Consider the following 21,758-nt stretch of genomic DNA (forward strand, 5'->3'; position numbering starts at 1 on the left):
GGACTAAGACGACTGATCGGGACATGCTGAGGACAATCTATTTCCAATTCGGATAAAATAGCCCGGGCTTGGCACTGTAGAGCCCGATTGTCGATTAGGAAGGGCAATCTTTTGAAGGTAGGTTCTTTGCCAAGCAAGAGGTTGTGCGCTACGTTCATCTGAGGCACGAGCACTGGCTCCTGGGGAATGTAACTGATACCCATTACTCGGGCTTGTCGAGGGTTATAATGGTCCACCTCTTGCCCATCCAAGTAAATCCGGCCAGAGTCCTTGGGATAGACTCCGGCCAGGATCTTGATGAGTGTAGATTTTCCAGCACCATTCGCTCCAACGAGAGCGTGAACTTCCCCCTCTTCCAGATCAAAACTTACTTGATCAAGAGCCTGTACACCAGGAAAGGCCTTCGAGATCTTCTCCGCTTTCAGCAGGGGTTGGGCAGCCATGTTGGCTCACATCTCCCAGTTCCAGGCTCCCGCACGGCCCCGTGTTCGGATTAGGTCTAAAGTCTCGGAGCAACTTCGAACTCCGGTCGTAGCACCCAACGCTGTGACGCATAGTGCGCCAACAGCATTAGCGAAAGTAGTCGCCTGCTCCACGCCCCAGCCTCGGGCGAGTCCGTATATGAAGGCACCTGCAAATGCATCACCTGCTCCTGTCGTATCCACTACTTCCACCTTGAAAGCAGGTACTTGTCCCTGCCAGTCCTCGCTATGGACATAGCATCCACTGGCCCCCTGTTTAACAATGACAATGCGTGCTCCCTCCCTAGCAAAACATTCAGCCGTTCGCCAAGGGTCAGACTGTCCAGTAAGGTGCTTCGCTTCCAGCTCATTCGTCATGAATACATCGACATGAGGCAAGGCCGGTGCAATAGACGGCCACCATTGCTCTGTGACATCCCAAGTGGTGTCCACGGAGGTCGTCATTCCACGGCCTTGTGCCCATTGCAATAGACGAGCCAGCGGCTGACCATTGAATTGGGCCATGCCTAAAGCTCCTCCAACATGTAGATAGTCACCCGCCGCCAGATCTTCAACCATTGCGCTCTCTTCGCATAAATCGCCATTGGCCCCGAAGCAGTAAAGAAATGAGCGCTCTCCGCCGGGATGCACGCATACGATGCAGGTCCCCGTGGGCTGGCTCTCGCTGATAACCAGATGGGTTGTATCTACGTTCATGGCCCGTAGACTATCCCGCAAGACCTGCCCTGCCAGGTCATTGCCAATATGAGCTATTAAACCCACTGGTATTCCGCCCAACTTGCCAATAGTCACTGCGGTATTCAAAGCGACGCCACCAATTTGTAGATCGGTGCTGTTGACTAATACGAGTCCACCGCGTTCCGGCCAGCGATCGACGGGCTGAGTCAGCACATCCAAATTGGCAATACCGAGGCACCAGATTTTGGACACGAATGCACCTCCGAGCGTCTCGCCAAGATCATCTCACTCTAAGATAAGTTGGGCAATGTCCCTTTTCTAGCGGGTTCGTACGATGTGCCAGGTGATAACGTCCTTAGGGAAGTAAACTTGGGCGTACCAGACCGGAGTATTGTCGGCCATGAAGTGAACCTGATCTAAACACATGATAAGCGTGCCTTCGGGAATATCAAGCTTTCTACTCAAGACAACGTCACTTTGCATCGGGATAAGGCGCGCGATCGCATGGTTAATGTAAAAACCCAGTCGTTCTTCGACGTACTTCAGCAGCGATTCTCCAATCTCAACTGGATCGGTTATATGCGGTAGGAAATTCACAGGGAAACGACTGATATCATAACAGAAGGGACGGTTGTTGGCTGTTCTCACACGGCTTATGACAGAAGTGGGATCACCGACCAAGATGCCCAGTTTCTTCGCGGTATTTTCGTCCGCTGGCTCGAACTTTAGTTCGCACTCAGATGTCCCGGGCGTCCATCCATGCGAGACTATGATCTGTGTGACAGAGTGGAGTTTCTCGACGCCCGCGTCCGTAGAAAACGGCTGAGGACCAATAACAAATGTGCCCATGCCTCGCTTGCGGGCAATGTAACCCTCCAATTCCAACTGTTGCAGTGCCTCACGAAGTGATGCACGGCTCACACCAAGATCTCGTGCCAAGGTGATTTCAGAGGGCAGCTTTTGACCCACTGCGAAGAGACCATCGCGGATGCACTCCAATAGTTGTTCGTAAACCTGCTTATTAAGCGGGGTCGGCACCTTTACGCGCTGCAAATGAATATTCATACACGCATCTTCCTTAGTGTTTGTATAATGTATGAAGTATGATGTTAGACATCTAACCACATTATACAACAGGTTTGGATATTTGTCAAGACCCCACTTTGTACATACACTCTGTGCAAAATCACAGACCCTCAGGCCTTCCTAAACCCTCGGGGTTTGAGATTGCCGTCTGGAGACGCTCTCACAAATACATAGGGGCGGGCTTAACGCCCGCCCCTACAGCCATGGGGCTGCCAATCGCTGTCTGGAGATAGCTCTCGCTACCTCCAGACCACATCCTTGTCGCCGATGACGCCGTCTTTGTCGCAGATGTAGAAGCCCACCAGGGGGTTGAATTCCACCGGCCGGCCACAGAGTTTGCAGTGTGGCTTGCCCTTGGGCTTGCGACTCGATTTCGGTTTCGGATCGGGTTTGGGCATCCGTTTTTTTCTCCTTCTACGGTCCATCTTCTTCCCTCTACTCACACACCATCCGCTGGCAGACACTATCAGCGGATGGCCTGCGGCATAGCGGATAAGCGGATGCGCAGGCATACCAACTTCCCTCTCCCTTGAGGGAGAGGGGCCGGGGGTGAGGGCCATCCGCTAATCCGCTACCTTATCCGCTGGCAGACGGACCCGCCCGATCAGCGCCCACGGTCCGGTCCAGGTGATGTGCACCGGCACCAATTTGCCCCGCCAATCGCCCTCATCCTCGAAGAAGACCAGTTTGTTCGTCCGCGTCCGCCCGCGCCAGCGCCCCCGTGCCCGGTCCTCCACCAGCACTTCCACCTCTTGCCCCAGAAGTCGGGCATTGATCTCCCCGGCGATGCGCGTCTGCAACTCCTCAATGGCCCGGCGGCGGCGCTCTTTCTCCTCCGGCGGCACGTCGTCGGCCAATTTGGCGGCGGGCGTGCCGGGTCGCACCGAGTAGGCGGCGATGTGCACCACATCGAAGCGCAGGGCCTCCACCAGGTCATAGGTACGCTGGAACTGGGCTTCGCTCTCGCCGGGGAAGCCGACGATCACGTCGGTGGCGATGCTAGCCCCAGGTATGCACTGGCGGATGCGCCCCACCAGGTCGCGGTACTGGGCGGCGGTGTAGCCGCGGCCCATGCGCCGCAGGACTTCGTCGTCACCCGCTTGCACTGGCAATTCGAAGTGCTCACACACCAGCGGCAGTTCGGCCACCGCCTCGATCAGGCGCTCGCTCATCTCGGCGGGGTGGGAGGTGAGGAAGCGCACCCGCCACAAGCCCTCGATGCCACAGATGGCGTAGAGGAGATCGGCCAGGTCGGGGCGGTCGGGGAGGTCGCGGCCGTAGGCGTCCACGTTCTGGCCCAGGAGGGTAACCTCTCGCGTCCCCCGCGCTGCCAGAAGGGCAATCTCATCGCGGATCTCGGCGATGGGGCGGCTGCGGCCCGCTCCCCGGCGCAGGCGCACGATGCAGTAGGTGCAGTGGTGGTCGCAGCCGTACATGATGGGCACGTAGGCGGCCACGGGGGCAGGGCCAGCGCTGACCGGCCGGGTCCCAGGGACCACGCACTCTCGCTCCTGGACGAAGCGCACCAATCCCTCCACATCGGAGGGGCGCAGGAACTCGTTCACGTGGGGGAAACGACGGCGCAGGGCAGGGATGTCGCCCACCAGGCAGCCCATGACCACGATGAAGGGTGGGTCGGCGCGCTTCTTCAGCGACTTGAGGGAATCCAGCCGGCCGATGACTTTATCCTCGGCACTCTGGCGGACGACGCAGGTGTTGAGGATGATGAGGTCGGCGTCTTCGGCGCGGGTGGTGGGAGCGAGGCCCAGGCTTTGCAGGGCCTCGGCGGCGCGAGCCGAGTCCGCGTCGTTCATCTGGCAGCCGATGGTCCAGAGGTGGTAGTACATCAGGGAGATTCTATAGCCTCACAGTGCATAGGATGACCTCACCTCCGGCCTTCGGCCACCCCCTCTCCATGGAGTCCAAACATGGGGTATCTCAGCCGGGTTCGTCCACATCAATCAGAATAACCTTGACTGGAACAGCCGGAAAATGTCGTTTTAGGCGTTCAATGTCGTATACCAACTGTTCGCCATAGGACACGCCGGTGGACATTTGTTTGTGTAAAGCATGACAAGGAACGATTTCCACCCCCACGTCGGCCTTGTTTTCATTGAAAAAATACTGGAACTTGGCCAGATCATAAAACATGAAAGCGTATTTTCCGAATTGCACCTCGACGAGCACTTTTCCTTTCACAAAATCAATTTGTTTGAATGCCCCTGGGATGGCTACGTCGCTGTTAGGTAAGGTGATCGTGTATGTATCGCGCAACTGAACATATTCCCTGGCAGCGAATGCTTGAGCAAACTGCTGGTTCATCTCTTTAGGTGCATACAACTCCCTTCCGCGCATTGTCTTCTCTTTGCTAACCTTGGTTTTCTTCGCCGCTACTTCTGCGATAATTTCGTAGATCTCGCGTTCGCAGTCTGGATAACGGATGTGTAGAATTTCCGCTCCACCCAGATGCGAATACTCATACACGATTTTCATTCATCTTGCTCCTGCACAGTGTATTGCGTATCCTCTTCGAACAACTGGGACTGGATCGGCGCTGTCCCCAGATGGATAAACTTAGGCGGTACACTCCTCCTTGGCGCGTCAGGGTCATAGACTGCCCTTTCCATCGGCCGGATTCGCAAGGCTCCTTTTTCTGCTAGACGTATGCGTTCTTTTGCGATCTCTACGTACTCGGGTACGATCTCGGCGCCAATGGCCCTTCGCTTATGCATTAGAGCTGCGATAGCTGTTGTCCCGACGCCGATGAATGGGTCCAATACCCAATCACCCTCATTGGTCATCGCAAGGACTAACCGCTCTATTAGTTCAACCGGGAACTGACAAGGGTGAATAGTCTTTTCTACATGGTTCGCTTTCACGTTGGGGATTTCCCAAACGTCGCTGGGATTCTTTCCCAAAGGATGACCCGAAAACTGGCCTCTTTTGGGTCCTTTGAAGTATTTCTTCTTAGGGTACTTCTGTGGCACGCGGACGGCATCTAAATTGAAAGTGTATTCGTTGCCTTTGGTAAACCACAAAATAACCTCATATCGGCCAGAAAACCGCTTCGAGGCGTGTAAACCGTGTCCGAAGTGCCACACAATGCGATTGCGCAGATGTAACCCCAATGAAGCAAAGATGGGATACAGAAGGATATCTAGGGGAATGATCTCGCTATTATCAACGTAATTACCGACCTGCCAACAGATGCTCCCTTGGTCATGCAATACTCGTACACATTCCTCAATCACTTTGCGTTGTTGTCCTAGATACTCATCTAATTCCAGGCGGTTTTCGTATGGCTTACCTAGATTATACGGCGGCGAGGTAACAACCAATTTGACAAGGCCATCCGGCACAAGAGGAAGCAAATCAAGGCAATCACCTTGGTATAGGACGAGATCCGCCGTCCTATCAAATACTGAGGCAATTTTTACTTCACCCATAGGATAATCCCCCATCCTGCACCCTCAAAAAAGGTGCTAAATCCGCTAGACAATCCTCACTCCTGGCCTTCGGCCTCCCCCTCTCTGTTCCCGGGCAATTCTACTGCCCGACGAGAGGGGGCTTGGGGTGGGGTTAAACATCCAACCCCAGTCGTCGCACCACATCTTCAAACGGCTGTCCGCGCTCACCTACGGCAACTGCTTTCTTCTGGCGCAGAAGCCTATCCCGCACGGCTTTTCTGATTTCCAGCCCTTCGTCAGGGTCGCCCAGCAACTCGAGCAACTTCTGCTCAATGGAGGTCTCAATCATCTCCCTAAGTTCGTCTTTTGTCATCTGAGCGACTGTCTCAGACACGTTACCCTCCTCTATCTTGCAGTTCCCTCGACCGCATGACCCCAGATGTCCCTAAATCCCTGCTTCCCTGCATGATACCTCTCCCCGGCCTTCGGCCTCCCTCGCCGCGTGCGGAGAGGGAAAATGGTAGGACAAGTTGTCAACTTGTCCTACGAAGGTTCAAAACCTTCGCAAGGGTCGCCGCCGCTTTACCTCTCCCCCAGCCTTCGGCCACCCCCCACCCGCTCCCTCCCCGTCGACGGGGAGGGTCCCCCGTTCTCGGGCAGTTCCACTGCCCGACGAAAAGGGGGCTGGGGGGCGAAGTCCTACGAAGCCGCGGCGCGAGTCTCCATCGCCGGCTCCGGCTCCCAAACCTGTTGCCCCGCCAACACCCGCTTCAGAAACTGCCCGGTGTACGAGTGGGGCATCTGGGCCACCTCCTCCGGCGTGCCCTCGGCGATCACCCAACCCCCCGCCTCGCCCCCCTCCGGGCCCAGGTCAATGATCCAGTCGGCGGTCTTGATCACGTCCAGGTTGTGCTCGATGATCACCACCGTGTTGCCCGCATCCACCAGCCGGTTCAGGACATCCAGCAGGCGGTGGATGTCGGCGAAGTGCAAGCCTGTGGTCGGCTCATCCAGGATGTACAGCGTCCTCCCCGTCGCCCGCCGCGAGAGTTCTTTCGAGAGTTTCACCCGCTGTGCCTCGCCCCCGGAGAGCGTGGTCGCCGGCTGCCCCAGCCGGATGTAGCCCAAGCCCACGTCGTATAGGGTTTGCAGTTTGGCCTTGATCTTGGGGATGTGCTCGAAGAAGCGCAGCGCCTCCTCCACCGTCATATCTAGCACCTCGGCGATGTTGCGGCCCTTGTAGCGGATCTCCAGCGCCTCGCGGTTGTAGCGCGCCCCCCGGCACACATCGCAGGCCACATACACATCGGGCAGGAACTGCATCTCGATCTTGATGATGCCCTCGCCCTGGCAGGCTTCGCAGCGCCCGCCCTTGACGTTGAACGAGAAGCGCCCCGGCGTGTAGCCGCGCATCCGGGCCTCCGGCACCGAGGCGAAGAGTTCGCGGATGTACGTGAACACGTTGGTGTACGTGGCTGGGTTCGAGCGCGGCGTCCGCCCAATGGGCGACTGGTCAATGTCCACCACCTTATCCAAATAAGAGATACCCTGGATGGAGCGGTGCTTGCCGGGTTTCTCCCTGGTGCGATAGAGCGCCTGAGCCAGCCGCTTGTACAACACTTCGATGATCAGGCTGCTCTTCCCCGAACCCGAGACGCCCGTCACGGCCACGAATTTGCCCAGCGGGATGCGCACGGTGATGTCTTTGAGGTTATTCTCGGCCGCGCCGACGATGGTCAGCGCCTTGCCGTTGCCCGGACGCCGCCTCTTGGGGATGGGGATGCGCTTCTCGCCCCGCAGGTATTGCCCGGTGATGGATTGCGGGCAGTTCATCACATCCTCCACCGTCCCCGCCACCACCACCTCACCGCCGTGCTCGCCTGCGCCAGGGCCTAAGTCTATCACCCAGTCGGCGGAACGGATGGTGCCCTCGTCGTGCTCCACCACGATGAGGGTATTGCCCAGGTCGCGCATACCCTTGAGGGTGCGGATGAGGCGGGCATTGTCGCGCTGGTGCAGGCCGATGCTGGGCTCGTCCAGGATGTAGAGTACGCCCATCAGTTGCGAGCCGATCTGTGTGGCCAGGCGGATGCGCTGAGACTCGCCGCCGGAGAGGGTGGTCGCCGTGCGGCTCAATGTCAGGTAGTCGAGCCCTACATCTATCATAAATTGTAGGCGGGAACGGAGTTCCTTGAGGATCTGACGGGCGATGGTGCGCTCCCGCTCTGAGAAGGTCTCCCACAGGCCGTCCAGGAAGCGCATCACTTCGGTCACCGACATATCGGTGACTTCGGCGATGTTCTTGCCGCCGACGGTTACGGCCAGGCTCTCCGGGCGCAGTCGCTTCCCCTTGCACGTCGGGCAGGGGCGGGCGGCCATATAGCGCTCGATCTCCTCGCGGATGTAATCGGACCCCTCTCGATAGCGTCGCTCCAAGTTGGGGATCACGCCTTCGAAGGTGGTCTCGTAGGTGCGCAGGTGGCCGTATTTGTTGCGGTATCTCAGGGTGATGACTTCGCCCCCGCTGCCGTAGAGGATGATGTCCAACTGCTCCGGTGTCAGTTCGCGCACCGGCACGCGGGCCGAAAAGCCGTAGTGTGCGGCCACAGACTCCAACATCTGCTGGTAATACGTCTCGCTGGAAGCCGAGCGGCTCCAGGGCTGGATAGCGCCCTCGGCCAGGGAAAGGTCCTTGTTGGGGATAATGAGGTCGGGGTCAATTTCCATCAGCGACCCCAACCCGGTACAGGCCGGGCACGCCCCGTGGGGGGAGTTGAAGGAGAAGGTGCGCGGCTCGATGTCGGGCAGGCTGATGCCACAGTACAGGCAAGCGAACTTCTCGGAGAAGAGCAGGGACGTATCGCGATGCGTCCCTTCCTCGCCGTCCACGATCTGCACCAACACCACCCCGTCGCCCAGTTTCAGCGCCGTCTCGACGGAATCGGCCAGACGAGTGCGCTCCTCGGGATCGGCGGGGTGCACCACCAGCCGGTCCACCACCACCTCGATGGTGTGCATCTTGTAGCGGTCGAGTTCGAACTCTTCGCTGACATCGTGCACTTCGCCGTCCACGCGCACGCGCACGAATCCCGCCCGGCGCACGTCCTCGAAGATGCGTCGGTGCTCGCCCTTGCGGTCTTTGACCAGCGGGGCCAGGATCATGATGCGCGTGCCGTCGGGCAGGGCCAGTACCGAGTCCACGATTTGCTGCACCGTCTGGCGACTGATGACCCGGCCGCAGTTGGGGCAATGGGGGATGCCCACGCGGGCGTACAGGAGGCGCAGGTAGTCGTAGATCTCGGTTACCGTGCCGACGGTGGAGCGCGGGTTGCGGCTCACGCCCTTCTGGTCTATGCTGATGGCCGGGGAGAGGCCCTCGATGTAGTCCACGTCGGGCTTCTCCATTTGGCCGAGGAACTGGCGAGCGTAGGCAGACAGCGACTCCACGTAGCGGCGCTGGCCCTCAGCGTAGATGGTGTCGAAGGCCAGGGAGGATTTGCCCGAGCCAGAGATGCCGGTGATGACCACGAGTTTGTCGCGCGGTATCTCGACATCAATGTTTTTCAAGTTGTGTTCGCGTGCCCCGCGGATAAGGATCTTATCCTGAGGCATGGGTGAACTCCTCATTCTGTTGGCCTGAACAGGCCTCCTACGCATATAGAACTGGTGTTCTATTATTATAACACGGCTCCCTGTTCTTGTCAACGATGGCGAGCCGGCGTTTGTCGGTGGAGCAGTGGTGGCTTCACGGAAGTGCGGGAGCATCTGCAAAGTGGTATTATACCGCAAAATGGGCGAGCGCGCAAGGACAATGCGCGCCTCTTGCATACTCGCCCGCAGCCTATTGACCTTTCGGGCCAATTCCAGTAACATCACCGCAAGGGCAGCCACAAGCACCTCCGCGCGCCGGAGGCGGGAGAGCACAAATCCTCCTCCTGGCGGGGATGGGTCTGTATGCTCTGGCTGCCCTGCTGGTGCTGATGAGCGGCGACTTGATTGGTCTTGTGACCTCTCTCATCATGGTCGGGGTGATCTATTTTGCGGCGTATGCACCGTTGACCAAGGGCCAGAATGCGACGGCGGCAAATGGAGCAGCCATTGCCGGTGGCATCGCCCTGGTCTTTGGGTTTATTAATATCATGCTGGGACAAACGTTCGCCGCAATCTATAATTTCGTCACCGCGGCTATCCTGGGGTTCGCCTGGAATCAGGCGAAAGGCTAACCGGCCGCTCCAAACTCTGCCTGTCCTGAACACAACCGCACAGTCTGCCCTCAGCGGGAAAAACGCGGCTCCTGGCAAGTGAAAGGAAGCCCTTCTTGCTGGGCGTGAAAGCGCGCCCTGATGGGTAGCGGATAGCGCGGGTTTTTCCTGGGCACTTGAAAATAGTCGCTCGAGAGGAAAGCCTGGCGAAGGTTCAGAACCTTGGCCAGGCCATTAGAGCTGAGCCTCTTTCGTTACCATTGACAGCGCCGCGCTTTTCTGCTATAATACAAATGTCAAGGGATAAGCAAGGGGTCCAAAGCCAAGGTTAGTTCCCGATTTAAAGCCGAATAGCGTTATGTTAAATTGTCCTCTTTCCCTCTCCCCACCACTGGTGTGGTTTCACAGTTGCTGCCGAGAGAGATAGAGAGGCAGCCCCCTCGCCCATCCTCACCGTATCTAAACGCCCCCGCTTCGTGTAACTGTCGCTGCAGTCGGAACCAACACAACCTGTCGCCAGGATTAGATGCACGTTCTATGTGTGTAAACGGTCAATATGACCGTGACGCAAGGAGGCTTGAAAATGGAATACTTCGAGGTTCCCCGACCCGATGGGGATGGATATTGCTCCGACGACAATTGCCCTTGCGGCTTCCCCGGAGAACTCATCCCCCGCGGCACCGGCTACATCTACATCTCCCCAGAAGTAGTGGACTTCCGCTGCGATGCCCGTACCGTCCGAGAGGCAGCACAGAAAATCGCCCGGATGGAACAACAGTTGGGTGGCGTCCGCATTTTCGCTGGCTCGGGCGTGTTCGCGCCCATCCTGATGTGCGAACAGGGGGCCAGAAGAAGACGACTGGATATGGAAGTGGCGGCGGCGGACGCCAAGTACTGGTGGGAGACCGGGCTGGTGCCCCTACGCCCAACGCCGATCCTCGCCCTCAAGTCGCAACAGTTTGAGGGCAGGACGGTGGAGGAAGCAAAGGCTGCCGCCGCGAATGCCATCCCCGCGGAGAAAGTGCGTGAGATGGAGGTGACCAGGCACCCTCAGAAGAAGACCATTGACGGAGAGGGCAAAGATGCCGAGGCGGCAATCCAGGCGGCCAAGGCGAAAGTGCCCGCGGGCGCTTTCGACATCGGTCCCGCCCAAATAACGCGAGAGGGCCAACGAGGCACCGTAGAAATCCAAGCGTACTCCGAAGTCGAAGCCCGCCGAGCCTGGAAAAGCAGGGTCCCAGCGGAGGCATCTCTCGAGAAAATGGAATGTCTTCTCGCGCCCAGCAGCGGGTTCTTAGGGCTGGGCAAGAAGCCGGGGTCCTGGAGGGCACACTGGTACACACCGTTCCGAGCGCAGATCTCCTTCCAGTTGCCTGCGGTGGTAACGGTGCGCTTCCAAGAATAGACCCTCATGCTTTGTGCAGAAAGGAGAAGAAATGGGCTTCCTGGATAAACTGCGCGGCGACAAGGGCGGGGCAGAGAAATGCTCCGTCTGTGGCTACAAGTTCTCGCCGGAGCCAACCAAGGGCAGCGATTTGATGGCGGTGGTCATCGCCAAAAAGGGGTTCGCCTGTAGCAAGTGCGGGCGCCTTTACTGTATGAAGTGTGCCCCTAAAGACTCAACGGGAACCCTCGTCTGTCACTGCGGCGGGAACCTCGGATTTCGTGGCTAAACGGGGAGACGGAAAGGAGGCCGACGCAACAATACCAGCCCGGGTGTGTATATCTCACCCTTGCGAAGGTTTGTAACCTTCGCAAGGGTATACAATAAGATGCGCAAACTATTTATGAGAAAGGAAATAACTCGTGAAAGAAAAATTTTCCACTGAGGAGTGGGAACTCCTGAAACTGCTGCCCTTCCAGGTCTTCGCCCTGGTCGCTGGCGCCGACAAGAAGGTTGACCAACAGGAGATCGCCCAACTGCAGAAAGACCTGCAGGATGCGCCCTTCTACAAAGACCCCCTGCACAAAGAACTCGCTGTGGACATCCTGACCTCGGATGTCAGTGCCCTCATCTCAAAAGCAACGGACGCGTCGAAGTTCGTGGACCGAGCCAACCAGATAAAGGGGATCCTCAAAGTGAAGCTGACGACGGAGGAGTACCAGAGGTTCGTGGCCAGTATGTTCATCAACGGCCTCAGAATTGCCCGAGCCTCTGGCGGGGGCGTCCTCGGTATGGGCGAGAAGGTCAGCGAAGAAGAAAAAGTGGCCCTGGTCATGTTCGCCACGCTGTTTGAATTGGATTTGCAAAGCGTCTCCAAGTACTTCGGCTAAAGCCGCCTTGAGGCCGGACCGGGTTACATAGCCCACCAGACGTCCGAAGTCGGGGAGACTTCGGATGTCTGACTACTCGTGTCTGTGGGCAACCTCAGGGATATGGACGAGTACCTCAAAGCCGGCCAGAGACTGGATGAGATCGCCGCCGATCGTTGGGCACTATTAGCAGAACGCAGCGCAATAATTCGTTGGGCGGCAGCCCCAACAAGAACGGCCTGGAGGCAAGACATGGCTTCTGCGGAGGAAGTGCTGAGCAAATTGGACTCCCAAGCAAGGCCCGATCGGGTGCAGGGCATGGCCAGATACGGGATGGCAGCCGAGCGCCGACTGGGAGTGTCTGTCCCCGATATGCGTAGGATAGCAAAAGAGGCTGGCAAAGACCATGACCTCGCGCTGAGATTGTGGGAGACAGGGATACCTGAGGCCAGGATCGTAGCCTCTATGGTGGACCGACCGGAGGATCTGACCGAGCAGCAGATGGATGAATGGGTAGCGGGTTTCAACTCGTGGGACGTGTGCGACCAGGTGTGCATGAACCTGTTCGAGAAGAGTCCATTGGCCTGGAAAAAGATAGTGGAGTGGTCGGAGCGGGAAGAGGAGTATGTGAAGCGGGCCGCTTATGCGCTGATCGCCTGCCTAGCCTGGTATGACGAGGAGGCGAGGGATGAGAAGTTTATCGGGCTGTTTCCGGTGATAAAGCGAGGAGCAACGGACAAGCGCAATTATGTCAGGAAGGCGGTGAGTTGGGCGTTGCGCAATATCGGGAAGAGGAACAGGAGCCTGAACGGAGCAGCGCTGGAGGTAGCGGAGGAGATTGGGCGAATGGATTCCAGGGCGGCTCGCTGGATAGCATCAGATGTCAGAAAGGAGCTCAGTAGCGAGGCCGTGCAGAAGAGGCTAGGTGCTTAAAGCGGTACCATCGTTGGACTGCCCGATGGAGCATTATGAAGAAATCATATCAACATGGTTGGACGGCAAAGCCCGCAGAAAGGAGCGCAATCATGGGCAAGGTTGATCTCAAGAAAGACTTGAAGCATCTCTACAACCCATCGGCCGTTGAAGTTTCGGTAGTGGATGTTCCACCGATGAACTTTCTGATGGTCAATGGCACTGGCGACCCAAATGTTTCTCTGGAGTATCAACAGGCAATGGAAGCGCTTTTCTCCCTCTCCTACGCTCTCAAATTCAAGATCAAGAAGAGCACTGGCGTAGATTACGCTGTAATGCCTTTGGAAGGGTTGTGGTGGACGGACGACCCAAGCCAGTTCAGTATGAGCAATAAGGCAATCTGGAAGTGGACAGCGATGATCATGCAACCAGAATACGTTGCGGCTGAGATGGTTGCGGAAGCCCTGGACGAAGTCAGGAAAAAGAAAGGCTCTCCTGCCCTGGAGAGAGTGCGATTCGAAACCTATCACGAGGGTCTATCGGCTCAAATCATGCACATTGGGCCTTACGCTGCCAGCCTATTCGTAGGTAGGTACAAGTTGCCGCCCAACACCTCGCTTCAGCCGACTGTCCCTCGCTCCACGCCTGCCGCTAACGCGCTCTCCGCTATCCGGAAAGGAGCAAACGATGCCGCGAGTTATCCATTTCGAAATCCCCGCTGATGACCCAGCGCGAGCCATCTCGTTCTACGAGAAGGTCTTTGGCTGGGTGATCCAAAAATGGGAGGGGCCGACAGAGTACTGGCTCATCACCACTGGCCCGGCAAGCGAACCCGGGATTGATGGCGGATTGGCCAGGAGAACCGACCCCACCACCTGTACCGAGAACACGATCGGGGTAGCGTCTCTGGATGGGTACTTGCAGAGGATCGAGGCGAACGGGGGCAAGATCATCCGCCCGAAGGCAGCCGTCCCTGGAGTGGGTTGGCTGGCCTATTGCGAGGACACTGAGGGCAACAGATTCGGCCTCATGCAGGAGGGCCCGACGGCAAAATAGAACACGGTGCACACCCTCCCGCAGGTTCAGCCCGTAGGACAAGTTGACAACTTGTCCTACGGAAAACGCAGCACCGGTGTCCCGCTCTCAGGTCGTGATTTGTGCTCGTAGGGCTCCCGTCCCGGCTCGATGATGTGCAAAACTCGCCAGCCTCGCTCCACCAGGGCATCGGCGATGAAGCGACGGTGACAGCGGAAGAACAGTTTCTCCGCGCACATAAACGCTGTCTGCTTCCCCGCCGCTATCTCTTCCAGTTCCGCCAGCCCGCGCCCGAATTCCTCCGTGGCCAGGTAACCTTCGTAGCCGCCATCCCTGTAGCCGCCCAACAAGTCGCCCAGCCAGTGATATTCGATCCCCTGCCCTGGCAGTGTTTCCTCCAAGGTCTCCCTGTTGAATTGGGGATTCTTGCGCGAGTGGGGGAAGCGCCTCACGTCCACCAGCACCTGGACCCCGTGGGCGGCGAGGAGTCCCACCATCTCGTCCAGGCTGCGGGTGGAGTGGCCGATGGAATAGATTCGGCGAGGCGCGGGTGGCGCGCGGCGAGGGGCGCGGACTTTGCCCAAGAGAAGGCTCACGGCGAAGCCCAGCCCGAGAGCAGCCCAAAATGGGGCAGCAGAGCCAAAATGGACCCGCAAATACGTTCCCACGGTCGGGGCGAGGGCAGCGATGAGACCGGTGATGGTGCCGAAAAGACCGACGAGCGTCCCTCGAGATCGTCCCGTCGCGATCTGGGTCAGTAGAGTGCTGTAAGCCACGATGCCCATCTGCAGGCCAGCGTTGGAAGCAGCGAAGAGAGCGAGCCCCGTCGGGGAGGTTCCCACTATCGCCCAGGCCGCCATCGTGCCAACGTGGGCCAAACAAGCAGCCGCCAGGATGTTACGACCCCCGTAGCGATCAGCCAGGCGGCCGCCCAGCAGGCTGGCCACCATCGCGGCCAAGCCACCTATGGCAAACAAGCCGTTGATCTGGGGCTTATCGAGCCCCAAGGCGTCCTCGGCGTGGAGAGAGGCGAAAGGTCCCCACAAGGTCAAGGTGTACACTGTGGCGAAGAGGCAGGCGACAACCAAGAACCAACGAACTTGCTCCTGGCGAAAATCCTGCAGGTGTCCCAGCGTGATGGGCGATGGGCGGTGATTCGTCTCGCGCAAGCCCACCATCCGCAAGAGGGCACAGACAAGGGAGAGCACGGCCGTCGTGTACATCAGCGGTCGGATGCCGACCCGGGGTAGCAGGAGCGCTCCCAGGCCCGGGCCCACAGCGATGGCCAGGCTGATGGCGAACTCGAAGGCGCCGAAGGCTCCCCCGCGCCGATCCTCTGGCACCGACTCGGCCAAAAGCGAGGTGAAGGCCGGCGACTGGATGGCGCTCAGGGAATTGATGAGGAACAGGGCGACGAGGAGCGTGGGCCAGTTTTGAGCAGCCCCGGCCAGGGCATACAGCGGTCCGAAAACGAAAGTGGGCACTACAATAAGCCACTTGCGGCCGTAGCGGTCGGTCAAAAGACCCCCGGCGAACTGCATCAAAGTGTAGCCCAGCGTGATCAGAGAATAGCCCAGGCCCACCTGGGCGTCGCTGGCCCCCAGGTCGCGGAAGTAAAGGGGCAACAGCAGGTACCAGGTGAAAAGCGAAGTTACCAGGAGGAAGACGGTCCCGGCGATGACCAGGACATTGGATTCTATGGGAGCACGAAAGCGTGGCATTCCCTGGCCTTTCTTTTGGCCCTATTATACTTCGGGATATGACTGGTCGCAAGCCTCATCTAAACCTGGCGAAGGTTTTGAACCTTCGCAAGGTTGGCCGGCGGGAGGGTTCCGTTTCCGGGCGACGTTCAAACGGCGAAGTTTTGACGCGCGCAAGAAATTGTGCTATATTTGGGAAAGAATTGGGGGTAACGATGAAATTTACGATAGAGTGCGAACAAGAAGAAGACGGGCGCTGGCTGGCTGAAGTGATTGAGCTCCCCGGAGTACTTGCCTATGGACGCACACCAGACGAGGCCATAGCAAAAGTTCAAGCCCTAGGCCTGCGCGTACTTGCCGATCGCATCGAACACGGCGAAGAGGCCCCTGCCTTGATGAGCATTTCCTTTTCCACAGCATGAGCCAATGGCGATCCACAAAAGCAAGGCACGTGCTTGTCGCACTCCTGCGTATTGGCTGGAGCATCAAACGTCAGTCCGGCTCGCATCGCACTCTCTCGCGCCCTAACTCATCTAAACCTTGCGAAGGTTTTGAACCTTCGCAAGGTTGGTCTGAAACAATCCAACAAACAGTGAGAGTTCACGCCGTGGGCACTGAAAACGCCCGCCCGCCCAGCAAGGTGCGACGGGTTTCTGTATACGTAGGGGAAGATCATGGTAACACCGAGGGCAAATCAATTCGCCGGATGTCTGATCGGGCAGTGTTTGGGCGACGCTGCTGGTTTCATCGTGGAAGGATATCCGCCACAGATTTGCCGTCAGTATGTGGATGAGATACTGAGACCCGGCAAAGTGGAGGGGCAAAGCCGCGGCGGCTTCTCCTTCGGACAATACTCCGACGACTCGCAACTGGCCCGGGAACTGCTGCAGAGTTTCGCCGCTTGCGGCAAGTTCGACCCGTCCGACTATGCCGGTCGCATCGCCGCTATCTTTCGAGAGAAGCGCATTGTCGGGGCCGGATACGCTACGGCAGCGGCCGCCCAGCGCCTCCTGCAAGGTCTGCCCTGGGACAAAGCGGGGACATTCTCACCAGCAGCGGGGAACGGCAGTGCGATGCGCGCCGGGCCGATCGGCCTCCTCTTCTACGACGACCCCGCACAAATGATCCGCGCCGCGCACGACCAAGGCCGCATCACACATCAAGACCGCCGTTGCTCGGCGGGCGCGATTGCCATCGCCGGCGCCGTGGCACTGGCGCTCCAGCAAGAGACTATCGAACCGATATCCTTCACTGCCCAACTCTCTGCCTGGGTGCGCCCCTTTGACCACATCTTAGCGGACGCGCTGGAGCAGATGCCGGAGTGGGTCCTCTTGCCACCACACGAGGCTGTCTCGCTGATTTCGCGGATCGGACTGGTGCCCGGTTATTCGGGCGGGTGGGTGGGCATTTCGCCCTTCGTTACCAGCAGCGTCCTGTGGAGCCTGTACGCATTTCTGAGATGGCCCGAGGATTATTGGGAAGCCATTTGCGCGGCCATTGCCGTGGGTGGGGATGTGGACACCACGGCTGCTATGACCGGCGCCATCAGCGGAGCAATAGTGGGATTAGAAGGGATACCGTTCCCCTTGGCCAGGCACCTGAACGACAGAGGGACGTGGAAGTACGGCGAACTCGTCTTATTGGCCCAGAGGTGCTACGAGATTAAGATGGGTCGGAAACCTGAGGACTAATCCACACCAGCAATTGAGATGCTACCGCTTCTTTTCGCCGTTGATGCCTCGCTAGGTTAACAAAACCGCTTGTTGACACGTAAAAACAGCCATGTTATAATATATTTGTAGTTTCCTCGCTCAGGAGGCGTGATGACAGTCTGTGTCATGGTGAAGGTCAGCGAAGGGCTAGTTCTAGCAGCCGACAGCGCAACCGTGATCAGTGGAAGGGTCGGAAATGAACCGGGCATTCTTAAGACTTATGAACACTCGCGAAAACTCTCCCATATAAAAGACTACCCAGTGGGCACGCTGGCCTGGGGCACTGCCCTTATTGGGTCGCGAAGCGTCGAAAGCCTTATCAAAGAATATGAATATGGCCTACCTTCACTATTGGAGGAACAAGAAAAAATCAAGGAAAAACGAAGCAGAGGTGAAGAGATCAAGCCTTTCGAGTACTCGGTGAAAGAAATCGCCGCGGGCCTTTTAGAACATATTCAAGACTACTACGAGGCGGAGTTTGCTGATCTTGAAGTCAGCAAACGCCCTTTTCTGGGAATTCTGGTAGCCGGCTTTTCCTCTGGGCGGTTCTTTCCAGAGCACTGGCTGTTCGAATTGCCACATGGTACGGCGTTGAAAGATGTGCGACCTGACAGGGAGGGTAAACCGGATTTCGGAGCTCATTGGTACGGACTGACAGATGCCATCGTGCGTCTTCACTGGGGAAGAGATGATCATGCAGTAGACATCCTGGCAAAGCACTTCAAGGTCTCAACTGAGGAGATTAACAATCTCCTCATGCCACTACAATACGTAGTGCCATTCGCAGGGATGCCGCTGCAAGACGCCATCGATTACGCCGTGTATCTCGTCAATGTTGCAATAGGACGATATCGTTTCGTTATCGGAGCCCCCTTATGTGGAGGAGAAGTAGACGTTGCTGTGATCACGCCTAACAACTTTACCTGGGTTAAGCGGAAAACGTGGAAGGCGATCTGATTTCGAACAAGTTTTGACAGAGGAGGAGGTTGCACGCGATGGCCATCGAATTATATCGACCATCAAAACCTTCGAATTGTACAGGCGAACTCCCGCCCAAAATCCAATTGAATGAAGAGCAAAGGTTCATCGCAATTGAAGCATTCGATATGATGAGTGGTGAACTGTTTATCAGCGGCGCACCCAAAGAGACACCACGGCCCAGCCCGCGTGTGCGTCCAGCCGTGCGTGAAAGTCTGGAGCGCAGTATACGCGAACATGCGGATGTATGGGCCGAACTGGCAAAGAGTTGATCTTCCTGACGGAAGACGAAATCCTCGAGATTAACCGCCGTATGATTCTCGAGTTTGGCGGTGTGTACTTTGAGGGGGACAGAAACCTGGCGAATGCCGGATCGCTGCGCTACGTTCTGGAGGCGATCCAGGGCTCTATTTTCGATCGTGATCCATATCCTACCGTCTTTGACAAAGCAGCCGCGCTTGCCTGGGAAATCATTAAGGCACATGTCTTTCACGATGGCAACAAGAGAACCGGCATGGAAGCATGCCGGCTTTTTCTTGAGTTAAACGGATGGAAGTTGACCATAGACCGGGAAATTATCTGTATCGCCATAAAGATAGAAAGAGGTGAGTTGGATCACCCCAGATTGGCAAGTTGGATAGCAGGCAAAAGTCGGCCTATCGAACATAAGTAAGCATAGGACCCGAAAAAAGTACCGACAGGCAGAGGACTGCCTATCGTTGGTCATAAGCGTGATGCAGGCCATGGTCTCTTGTGGCGGCCATGGCCTGTGCCATTTCCTCGGTCATCGCCGCGCCGAAACGGTACTGGAAAGGCCACATGCTCACCGGGTCGAAGAGGCCCACCCGGTCACCATTATGCAAAACGTGACCCAAGTCTGGCTGGAGGCCGGGCATGGCGCTCAATTGCCCGTTGATGAAGGTAACCCCGCGTTCCTCAGAGTGCACCCTCAGATGTGCCAGCAGGTCGGACATCGTACTCCCCTCGGGAAGTGACACCTGCAGGTTGGCAAAGCCACCCTGATTCGCCTCACTGCGGTGCCGCGCCAGAGCGCCGTACAGCCACACATCCACGATGATGTCTGCCATTATCCCCCTCCCACCGGTGGGAAAACGCCCACTTCGTCGCCGGGCTTCAGAGGCCAATCCATGGGGCGGGCCCGGCCTTCGACAAAGGCCACCTTCACCTCCTCACGAGGCAGATTCAGGTGATTCACCAGGTCGCCCACGGTAGCGCCATCGGGCAATTCGACCTCAAACGGGGTCCCTGATCTCACACCCTCCACATATCGGTTCAGGGTAGCGAAAAGTTTCACCCGCACTCGCATTGTTACCTCACGGACAGCGCACGATGTCTCCCTATTTCGGTTAGGCCACGCGGCCCTCCAGACTGACAGATAGCGGTTTTTCTGCCATTGCACTCACTTTCAGGATGGAGAAGCCGATGACGTTTCCTTCCTCATCCACCTTTTCCATCACTGCGTCGTTTTCTGTCTCCCTGAAGTACCCTGCTTTTCTCTCAAAAAGGACTTCGAGGTAATCCCCTTCCCTATCGTACCAGATCTTTATTTCTTTTGCCACTATCTGCACACCTTTGCCATAGCCCTCATTGGCACCGCTTTGTGGACGAAAGATACCACAAAGGTCATCGGCGGACCCATCTTCCCTCAACCTGCAGGTCACGGACAGCGCACGATGTCCTGCGCCCACAGGCAGTCGGCGCAGGAGGGATTCCAGCCCCAACAGCCCTCGTTGCGCTCGCGCAGGTCGCAGGTTTCACGCAGGTCACAGTCGGGACAGGAAGGGAAATGAAACGCCCGCACCTCGCTACGAAAGCGCACGTACTCCTCCGACATCCAGATTTCCGCCAGGGGCTGCTCATTCACGTTCCCCAGAACATATCGGCTCACTTGCTTTTTCCTGCCGTCCACCGCAAAGTAAGAGTACGTGTGCGACAGGGCATAGCAGGGCGATACGCCGCCATCCCATCCTACCACAATGGCCCGATCTCCTACAAATCGGCAACGCCGCTCCGCTCCCCAGTGCATACGCGGCAGTTCCAGCGTCCCCCACATCAGCCAAGCGCCCGCCTGGATCGGCCAACCACCCGTGTCGAGGGGCGGACGTGGCTCATAGCCGTAGAGGATTTCGCCGCGCATCTCCTCGGTGTAGGGCAAGACGTTGCTCACCAGGACGCGGGCGGCGTTCAACCGCGAGGCTAACCCAGCCAGGTCCGGCAGTTCGGCCACATTGTTGCGCAGGACGACGAACTCGATCCCCAGCGCTGGGGTCAGCGAAGCCAGTTCGCTTTTCGCTTCGTTCAAGGCGCGGATATTGCCCAACACCTGGGAGAGCATCGCCCCACGGATACCGGCGTAGGTTTCGGGCTTCACGCCGTCCACCGACACCACCAGGCGATCTACGCCCAGCCGCACCAACTCCCGGGCCATCTGGGCGTCCAGCAGGAGGCCGTTGGAGCCGATGGTCACCGCCAGGCCACGTTCGCGCACCGCCTGGATCATCTCCAAAATGTTGGGATGACTCAGCGGCTCGCCAAAGCCAGTGAAGACCACGCGGGTCAGATTGGGCAAAGCGCCCAGACTTTCCAGCAGCCGCCCAAAGGTGGCCATAGACATCGGCGCTTCGGGGTCCTCCCAGACGTTGCGGATACAAGTGCGGCAGTGGAGATTGCAGGCGGTGGTCGGTTCGACATACAGTTTCCGCACATCGGGCAAGCGTGGATGGAGGATGAGGTCGCCCTCGCGCTCATCCAGCCAGTATTCGGTGTCGGCGGCGATGGACCGGCGTTGCAGGAATTCGTCCGGCAGGATCAATCTGCCCTGCTCGTCCACTTTCACCCTGGGCATGTTCTTTTCTCCTGGCCCGAAATTATATCGTTCGCCGTGGACAGAGTCAAGAGCGCCGGGTGATAGCAAGCGAACTATGCCTCCCGGCACCCTCCCGCAGGTTGAGAAAAGCGAAAACATCCGATTTCCAATATGGGTACAGTGCTCTAACAACCAGAGCCTACGGGAGGGCTGTCCCCTCCGACTTTGTATCAACCCTGGCGAAAAAGGTGCTGTGCCAGCACATGGTATCCACTCCAAGGGCCTAGTTCAACGGCGACTTTGTCGAGCATAAAAGGTACGACCAACCTGATGTTCTCATCGATCTCTGGCAATTGCTCCTTGAGGTGGGCAAAAGGTGTTTGGTAGCCCAGGGAGGAGTGTTCTCGTACGTTGTTGTAGTAGTAGAGATAGCCCAGGGCTTCGTCGAGCAAATCCCGCTCGCTGTGAATAGCAAGCGCTCTGGGG

Annotated in this window: 27 protein-coding genes; 12 read left to right on the top strand and 15 right to left on the bottom strand. The window is 57.7% G+C overall.

What is annotated here, in order from left to right:
• The 9 genes from H5T64_12205 to uvrA form a co-directional block, all read right to left on the bottom strand.
• The coding region (locus H5T64_12205; GenBank protein ID MBC7265100.1) for a sugar ABC transporter ATP-binding protein at positions 1-443 on the bottom strand (443 nt) is incomplete at its 3' end.
• Positions 444-449: 6 nt separating this feature from the next.
• Complete coding sequence (locus H5T64_12210; protein ID MBC7265101.1) at positions 450-1,412, bottom strand: carbohydrate kinase family protein; 963 nt, start codon at positions 1,410-1,412, stop codon at positions 450-452.
• A 66-nt stretch (positions 1,413-1,478) separates the two neighbouring features.
• A complete protein-coding gene (locus H5T64_12215; GenBank protein MBC7265102.1) occupies positions 1,479-2,225 on the bottom strand; it encodes a GntR family transcriptional regulator in 747 nt (248 codons plus the stop codon).
• A 260-nt stretch (positions 2,226-2,485) separates the two neighbouring features.
• Positions 2,486-2,644 (bottom strand): hypothetical protein, encoded by a 159-nt coding sequence (locus tag H5T64_12220; protein ID MBC7265103.1) that lies wholly within the window; start codon positions 2,642-2,644, stop codon positions 2,486-2,488.
• A 165-nt stretch (positions 2,645-2,809) separates the two neighbouring features.
• The gene (gene miaB, locus H5T64_12225) at positions 2,810-4,093 is read right to left on the bottom strand and encodes a tRNA (N6-isopentenyl adenosine(37)-C2)-methylthiotransferase MiaB (GenBank protein ID MBC7265104.1); all 1,284 of its coding nucleotides are present in this window, start codon (positions 4,091-4,093) and stop codon (positions 2,810-2,812) included.
• 91 nt (positions 4,094-4,184) lie between these two features.
• The gene (locus H5T64_12230; GenBank protein ID MBC7265105.1) at positions 4,185-4,739 is read right to left on the bottom strand and encodes a BstYI; all 555 of its coding nucleotides are present in this window, start codon (positions 4,737-4,739) and stop codon (positions 4,185-4,187) included.
• Positions 4,736-5,692 carry a site-specific DNA-methyltransferase gene (locus H5T64_12235; protein ID MBC7265106.1) on the bottom strand — a complete coding sequence of 319 codons (957 nt, stop codon included), beginning with the start codon at positions 5,690-5,692 and terminating at the stop codon, positions 4,736-4,738. The genes H5T64_12230 and H5T64_12235 overlap by 4 nt, the downstream gene beginning before the upstream one ends.
• Before the next feature lie 133 nt (positions 5,693-5,825).
• Positions 5,826-6,047 (bottom strand): hypothetical protein, encoded by a 222-nt coding sequence (locus tag H5T64_12240; protein ID MBC7265107.1) that lies wholly within the window; start codon positions 6,045-6,047, stop codon positions 5,826-5,828.
• A 305-nt stretch (positions 6,048-6,352) separates the two neighbouring features.
• Positions 6,353-9,265, bottom strand: a complete 2,913-nt coding sequence (gene uvrA / locus H5T64_12245; GenBank protein ID MBC7265108.1) for an excinuclease ABC subunit UvrA — start codon at positions 9,263-9,265, stop codon at positions 6,353-6,355.
• A 332-nt stretch (positions 9,266-9,597) separates the two neighbouring features.
• Here uvrA and H5T64_12250 point away from each other — a divergent pair, with 332 nt between their 5' ends.
• The 7 genes from H5T64_12250 to H5T64_12280 all read left to right on the top strand — a co-directional run bounded on the left by H5T64_12250 (position 9,598) and on the right by H5T64_12280 (position 14,076).
• Positions 9,598-9,876, top strand: a complete 279-nt coding sequence (locus H5T64_12250) for a hypothetical protein (GenBank protein MBC7265109.1) — start codon at positions 9,598-9,600, stop codon at positions 9,874-9,876.
• A gap of 562 nt (positions 9,877-10,438) precedes the next feature.
• On the top strand, positions 10,439-11,260 hold the full coding sequence (locus tag H5T64_12255; GenBank protein MBC7265110.1) for a hypothetical protein: 822 nt from the start codon (positions 10,439-10,441) through the stop codon (positions 11,258-11,260).
• Between the two features lie 31 nt (positions 11,261-11,291).
• Positions 11,292-11,528: a hypothetical protein gene (locus H5T64_12260; protein MBC7265111.1), complete on the top strand. Its 237-nt coding sequence runs from the start codon at positions 11,292-11,294 to the stop codon at positions 11,526-11,528.
• 133 nt (positions 11,529-11,661) lie between these two features.
• The gene (locus H5T64_12265; GenBank protein ID MBC7265112.1) at positions 11,662-12,129 is read left to right on the top strand and encodes a hypothetical protein; all 468 of its coding nucleotides are present in this window, start codon (positions 11,662-11,664) and stop codon (positions 12,127-12,129) included.
• A 231-nt stretch (positions 12,130-12,360) separates the two neighbouring features.
• Positions 12,361-13,041 (top strand): DNA alkylation repair protein, encoded by a 681-nt coding sequence (locus H5T64_12270; GenBank protein ID MBC7265113.1) that lies wholly within the window; start codon positions 12,361-12,363, stop codon positions 13,039-13,041.
• 92 nt (positions 13,042-13,133) lie between these two features.
• Positions 13,134-13,742 carry a GyrI-like domain-containing protein gene (locus H5T64_12275; protein MBC7265114.1) on the top strand — a complete coding sequence of 203 codons (609 nt, stop codon included), beginning with the start codon at positions 13,134-13,136 and terminating at the stop codon, positions 13,740-13,742.
• On the top strand, positions 13,708-14,076 hold the full coding sequence (locus H5T64_12280) for a VOC family protein (GenBank protein ID MBC7265115.1): 369 nt from the start codon (positions 13,708-13,710) through the stop codon (positions 14,074-14,076). Before H5T64_12275 ends, H5T64_12280 begins: the two co-directional genes overlap by 35 nt.
• Positions 14,077-14,132: 56 nt before the next feature.
• On the opposite strand, the gene H5T64_12285 is transcribed toward H5T64_12280, so the two are convergent.
• Complete coding sequence (locus H5T64_12285; GenBank protein MBC7265116.1) at positions 14,133-15,776, bottom strand: MFS transporter; 1,644 nt, start codon at positions 15,774-15,776, stop codon at positions 14,133-14,135.
• A 194-nt stretch (positions 15,777-15,970) separates the two neighbouring features.
• Here H5T64_12285 and H5T64_12290 point away from each other — a divergent pair, with 194 nt between their 5' ends.
• From H5T64_12290 to H5T64_12310, 5 genes are all read left to right on the top strand, one after another.
• On the top strand, positions 15,971-16,177 hold the full coding sequence (locus H5T64_12290) for a type II toxin-antitoxin system HicB family antitoxin (protein MBC7265117.1): 207 nt from the start codon (positions 15,971-15,973) through the stop codon (positions 16,175-16,177).
• A gap of 252 nt (positions 16,178-16,429) precedes the next feature.
• Positions 16,430-17,446, top strand: a complete 1,017-nt coding sequence (locus tag H5T64_12295) for an ADP-ribosylglycohydrolase family protein (GenBank protein ID MBC7265118.1) — start codon at positions 16,430-16,432, stop codon at positions 17,444-17,446.
• A 132-nt stretch (positions 17,447-17,578) separates the two neighbouring features.
• Positions 17,579-18,424 (top strand): hypothetical protein, encoded by an 846-nt coding sequence (locus H5T64_12300; GenBank protein MBC7265119.1) that lies wholly within the window; start codon positions 17,579-17,581, stop codon positions 18,422-18,424.
• Positions 18,425-18,462: 38 nt separating this feature from the next.
• Positions 18,463-18,717, top strand: a complete 255-nt coding sequence (locus H5T64_12305; protein ID MBC7265120.1) for a hypothetical protein — start codon at positions 18,463-18,465, stop codon at positions 18,715-18,717.
• Complete coding sequence (locus H5T64_12310) at positions 18,693-19,118, top strand: type II toxin-antitoxin system death-on-curing family toxin (protein ID MBC7265121.1); 426 nt, start codon at positions 18,693-18,695, stop codon at positions 19,116-19,118. The genes H5T64_12305 and H5T64_12310 overlap by 25 nt, the downstream gene beginning before the upstream one ends.
• 40 nt (positions 19,119-19,158) lie before the next feature.
• Here the strand turns inward: H5T64_12310 and H5T64_12315 are convergent, their stop codons facing one another.
• The 5 genes from H5T64_12315 to H5T64_12335 form a co-directional block, all read right to left on the bottom strand.
• Positions 19,159-19,533, bottom strand: a complete 375-nt coding sequence (locus H5T64_12315) for a MoaD/ThiS family protein (GenBank protein ID MBC7265122.1) — start codon at positions 19,531-19,533, stop codon at positions 19,159-19,161.
• Positions 19,533-19,772 carry a MoaD/ThiS family protein gene (locus tag H5T64_12320; GenBank protein MBC7265123.1) on the bottom strand — a complete coding sequence of 80 codons (240 nt, stop codon included), beginning with the start codon at positions 19,770-19,772 and terminating at the stop codon, positions 19,533-19,535. Before H5T64_12320 ends, H5T64_12315 begins: the two co-directional genes overlap by 1 nt.
• 40 nt (positions 19,773-19,812) lie before the next feature.
• On the bottom strand, positions 19,813-20,025 hold the full coding sequence (locus tag H5T64_12325; GenBank protein MBC7265124.1) for a DUF2283 domain-containing protein: 213 nt from the start codon (positions 20,023-20,025) through the stop codon (positions 19,813-19,815).
• Between the two features lie 98 nt (positions 20,026-20,123).
• Positions 20,124-21,311, bottom strand: coding sequence for a tungsten cofactor oxidoreductase radical SAM maturase (locus H5T64_12330; protein ID MBC7265125.1), 1,188 nt, complete (start codon positions 21,309-21,311; stop codon positions 20,124-20,126).
• A 191-nt stretch (positions 21,312-21,502) separates the two neighbouring features.
• A partial coding sequence (locus H5T64_12335) for a hypothetical protein (protein ID MBC7265126.1) occupies positions 21,503-21,758 on the bottom strand: 256 nt, incomplete at its 5' end.

The sequence above is a fragment of the Chloroflexota bacterium genome, assembly GCA_014360825.1.
Lineage (GTDB): Bacteria > Chloroflexota > Anaerolineae > UBA2200 > JACIWT01 > JACIWT01.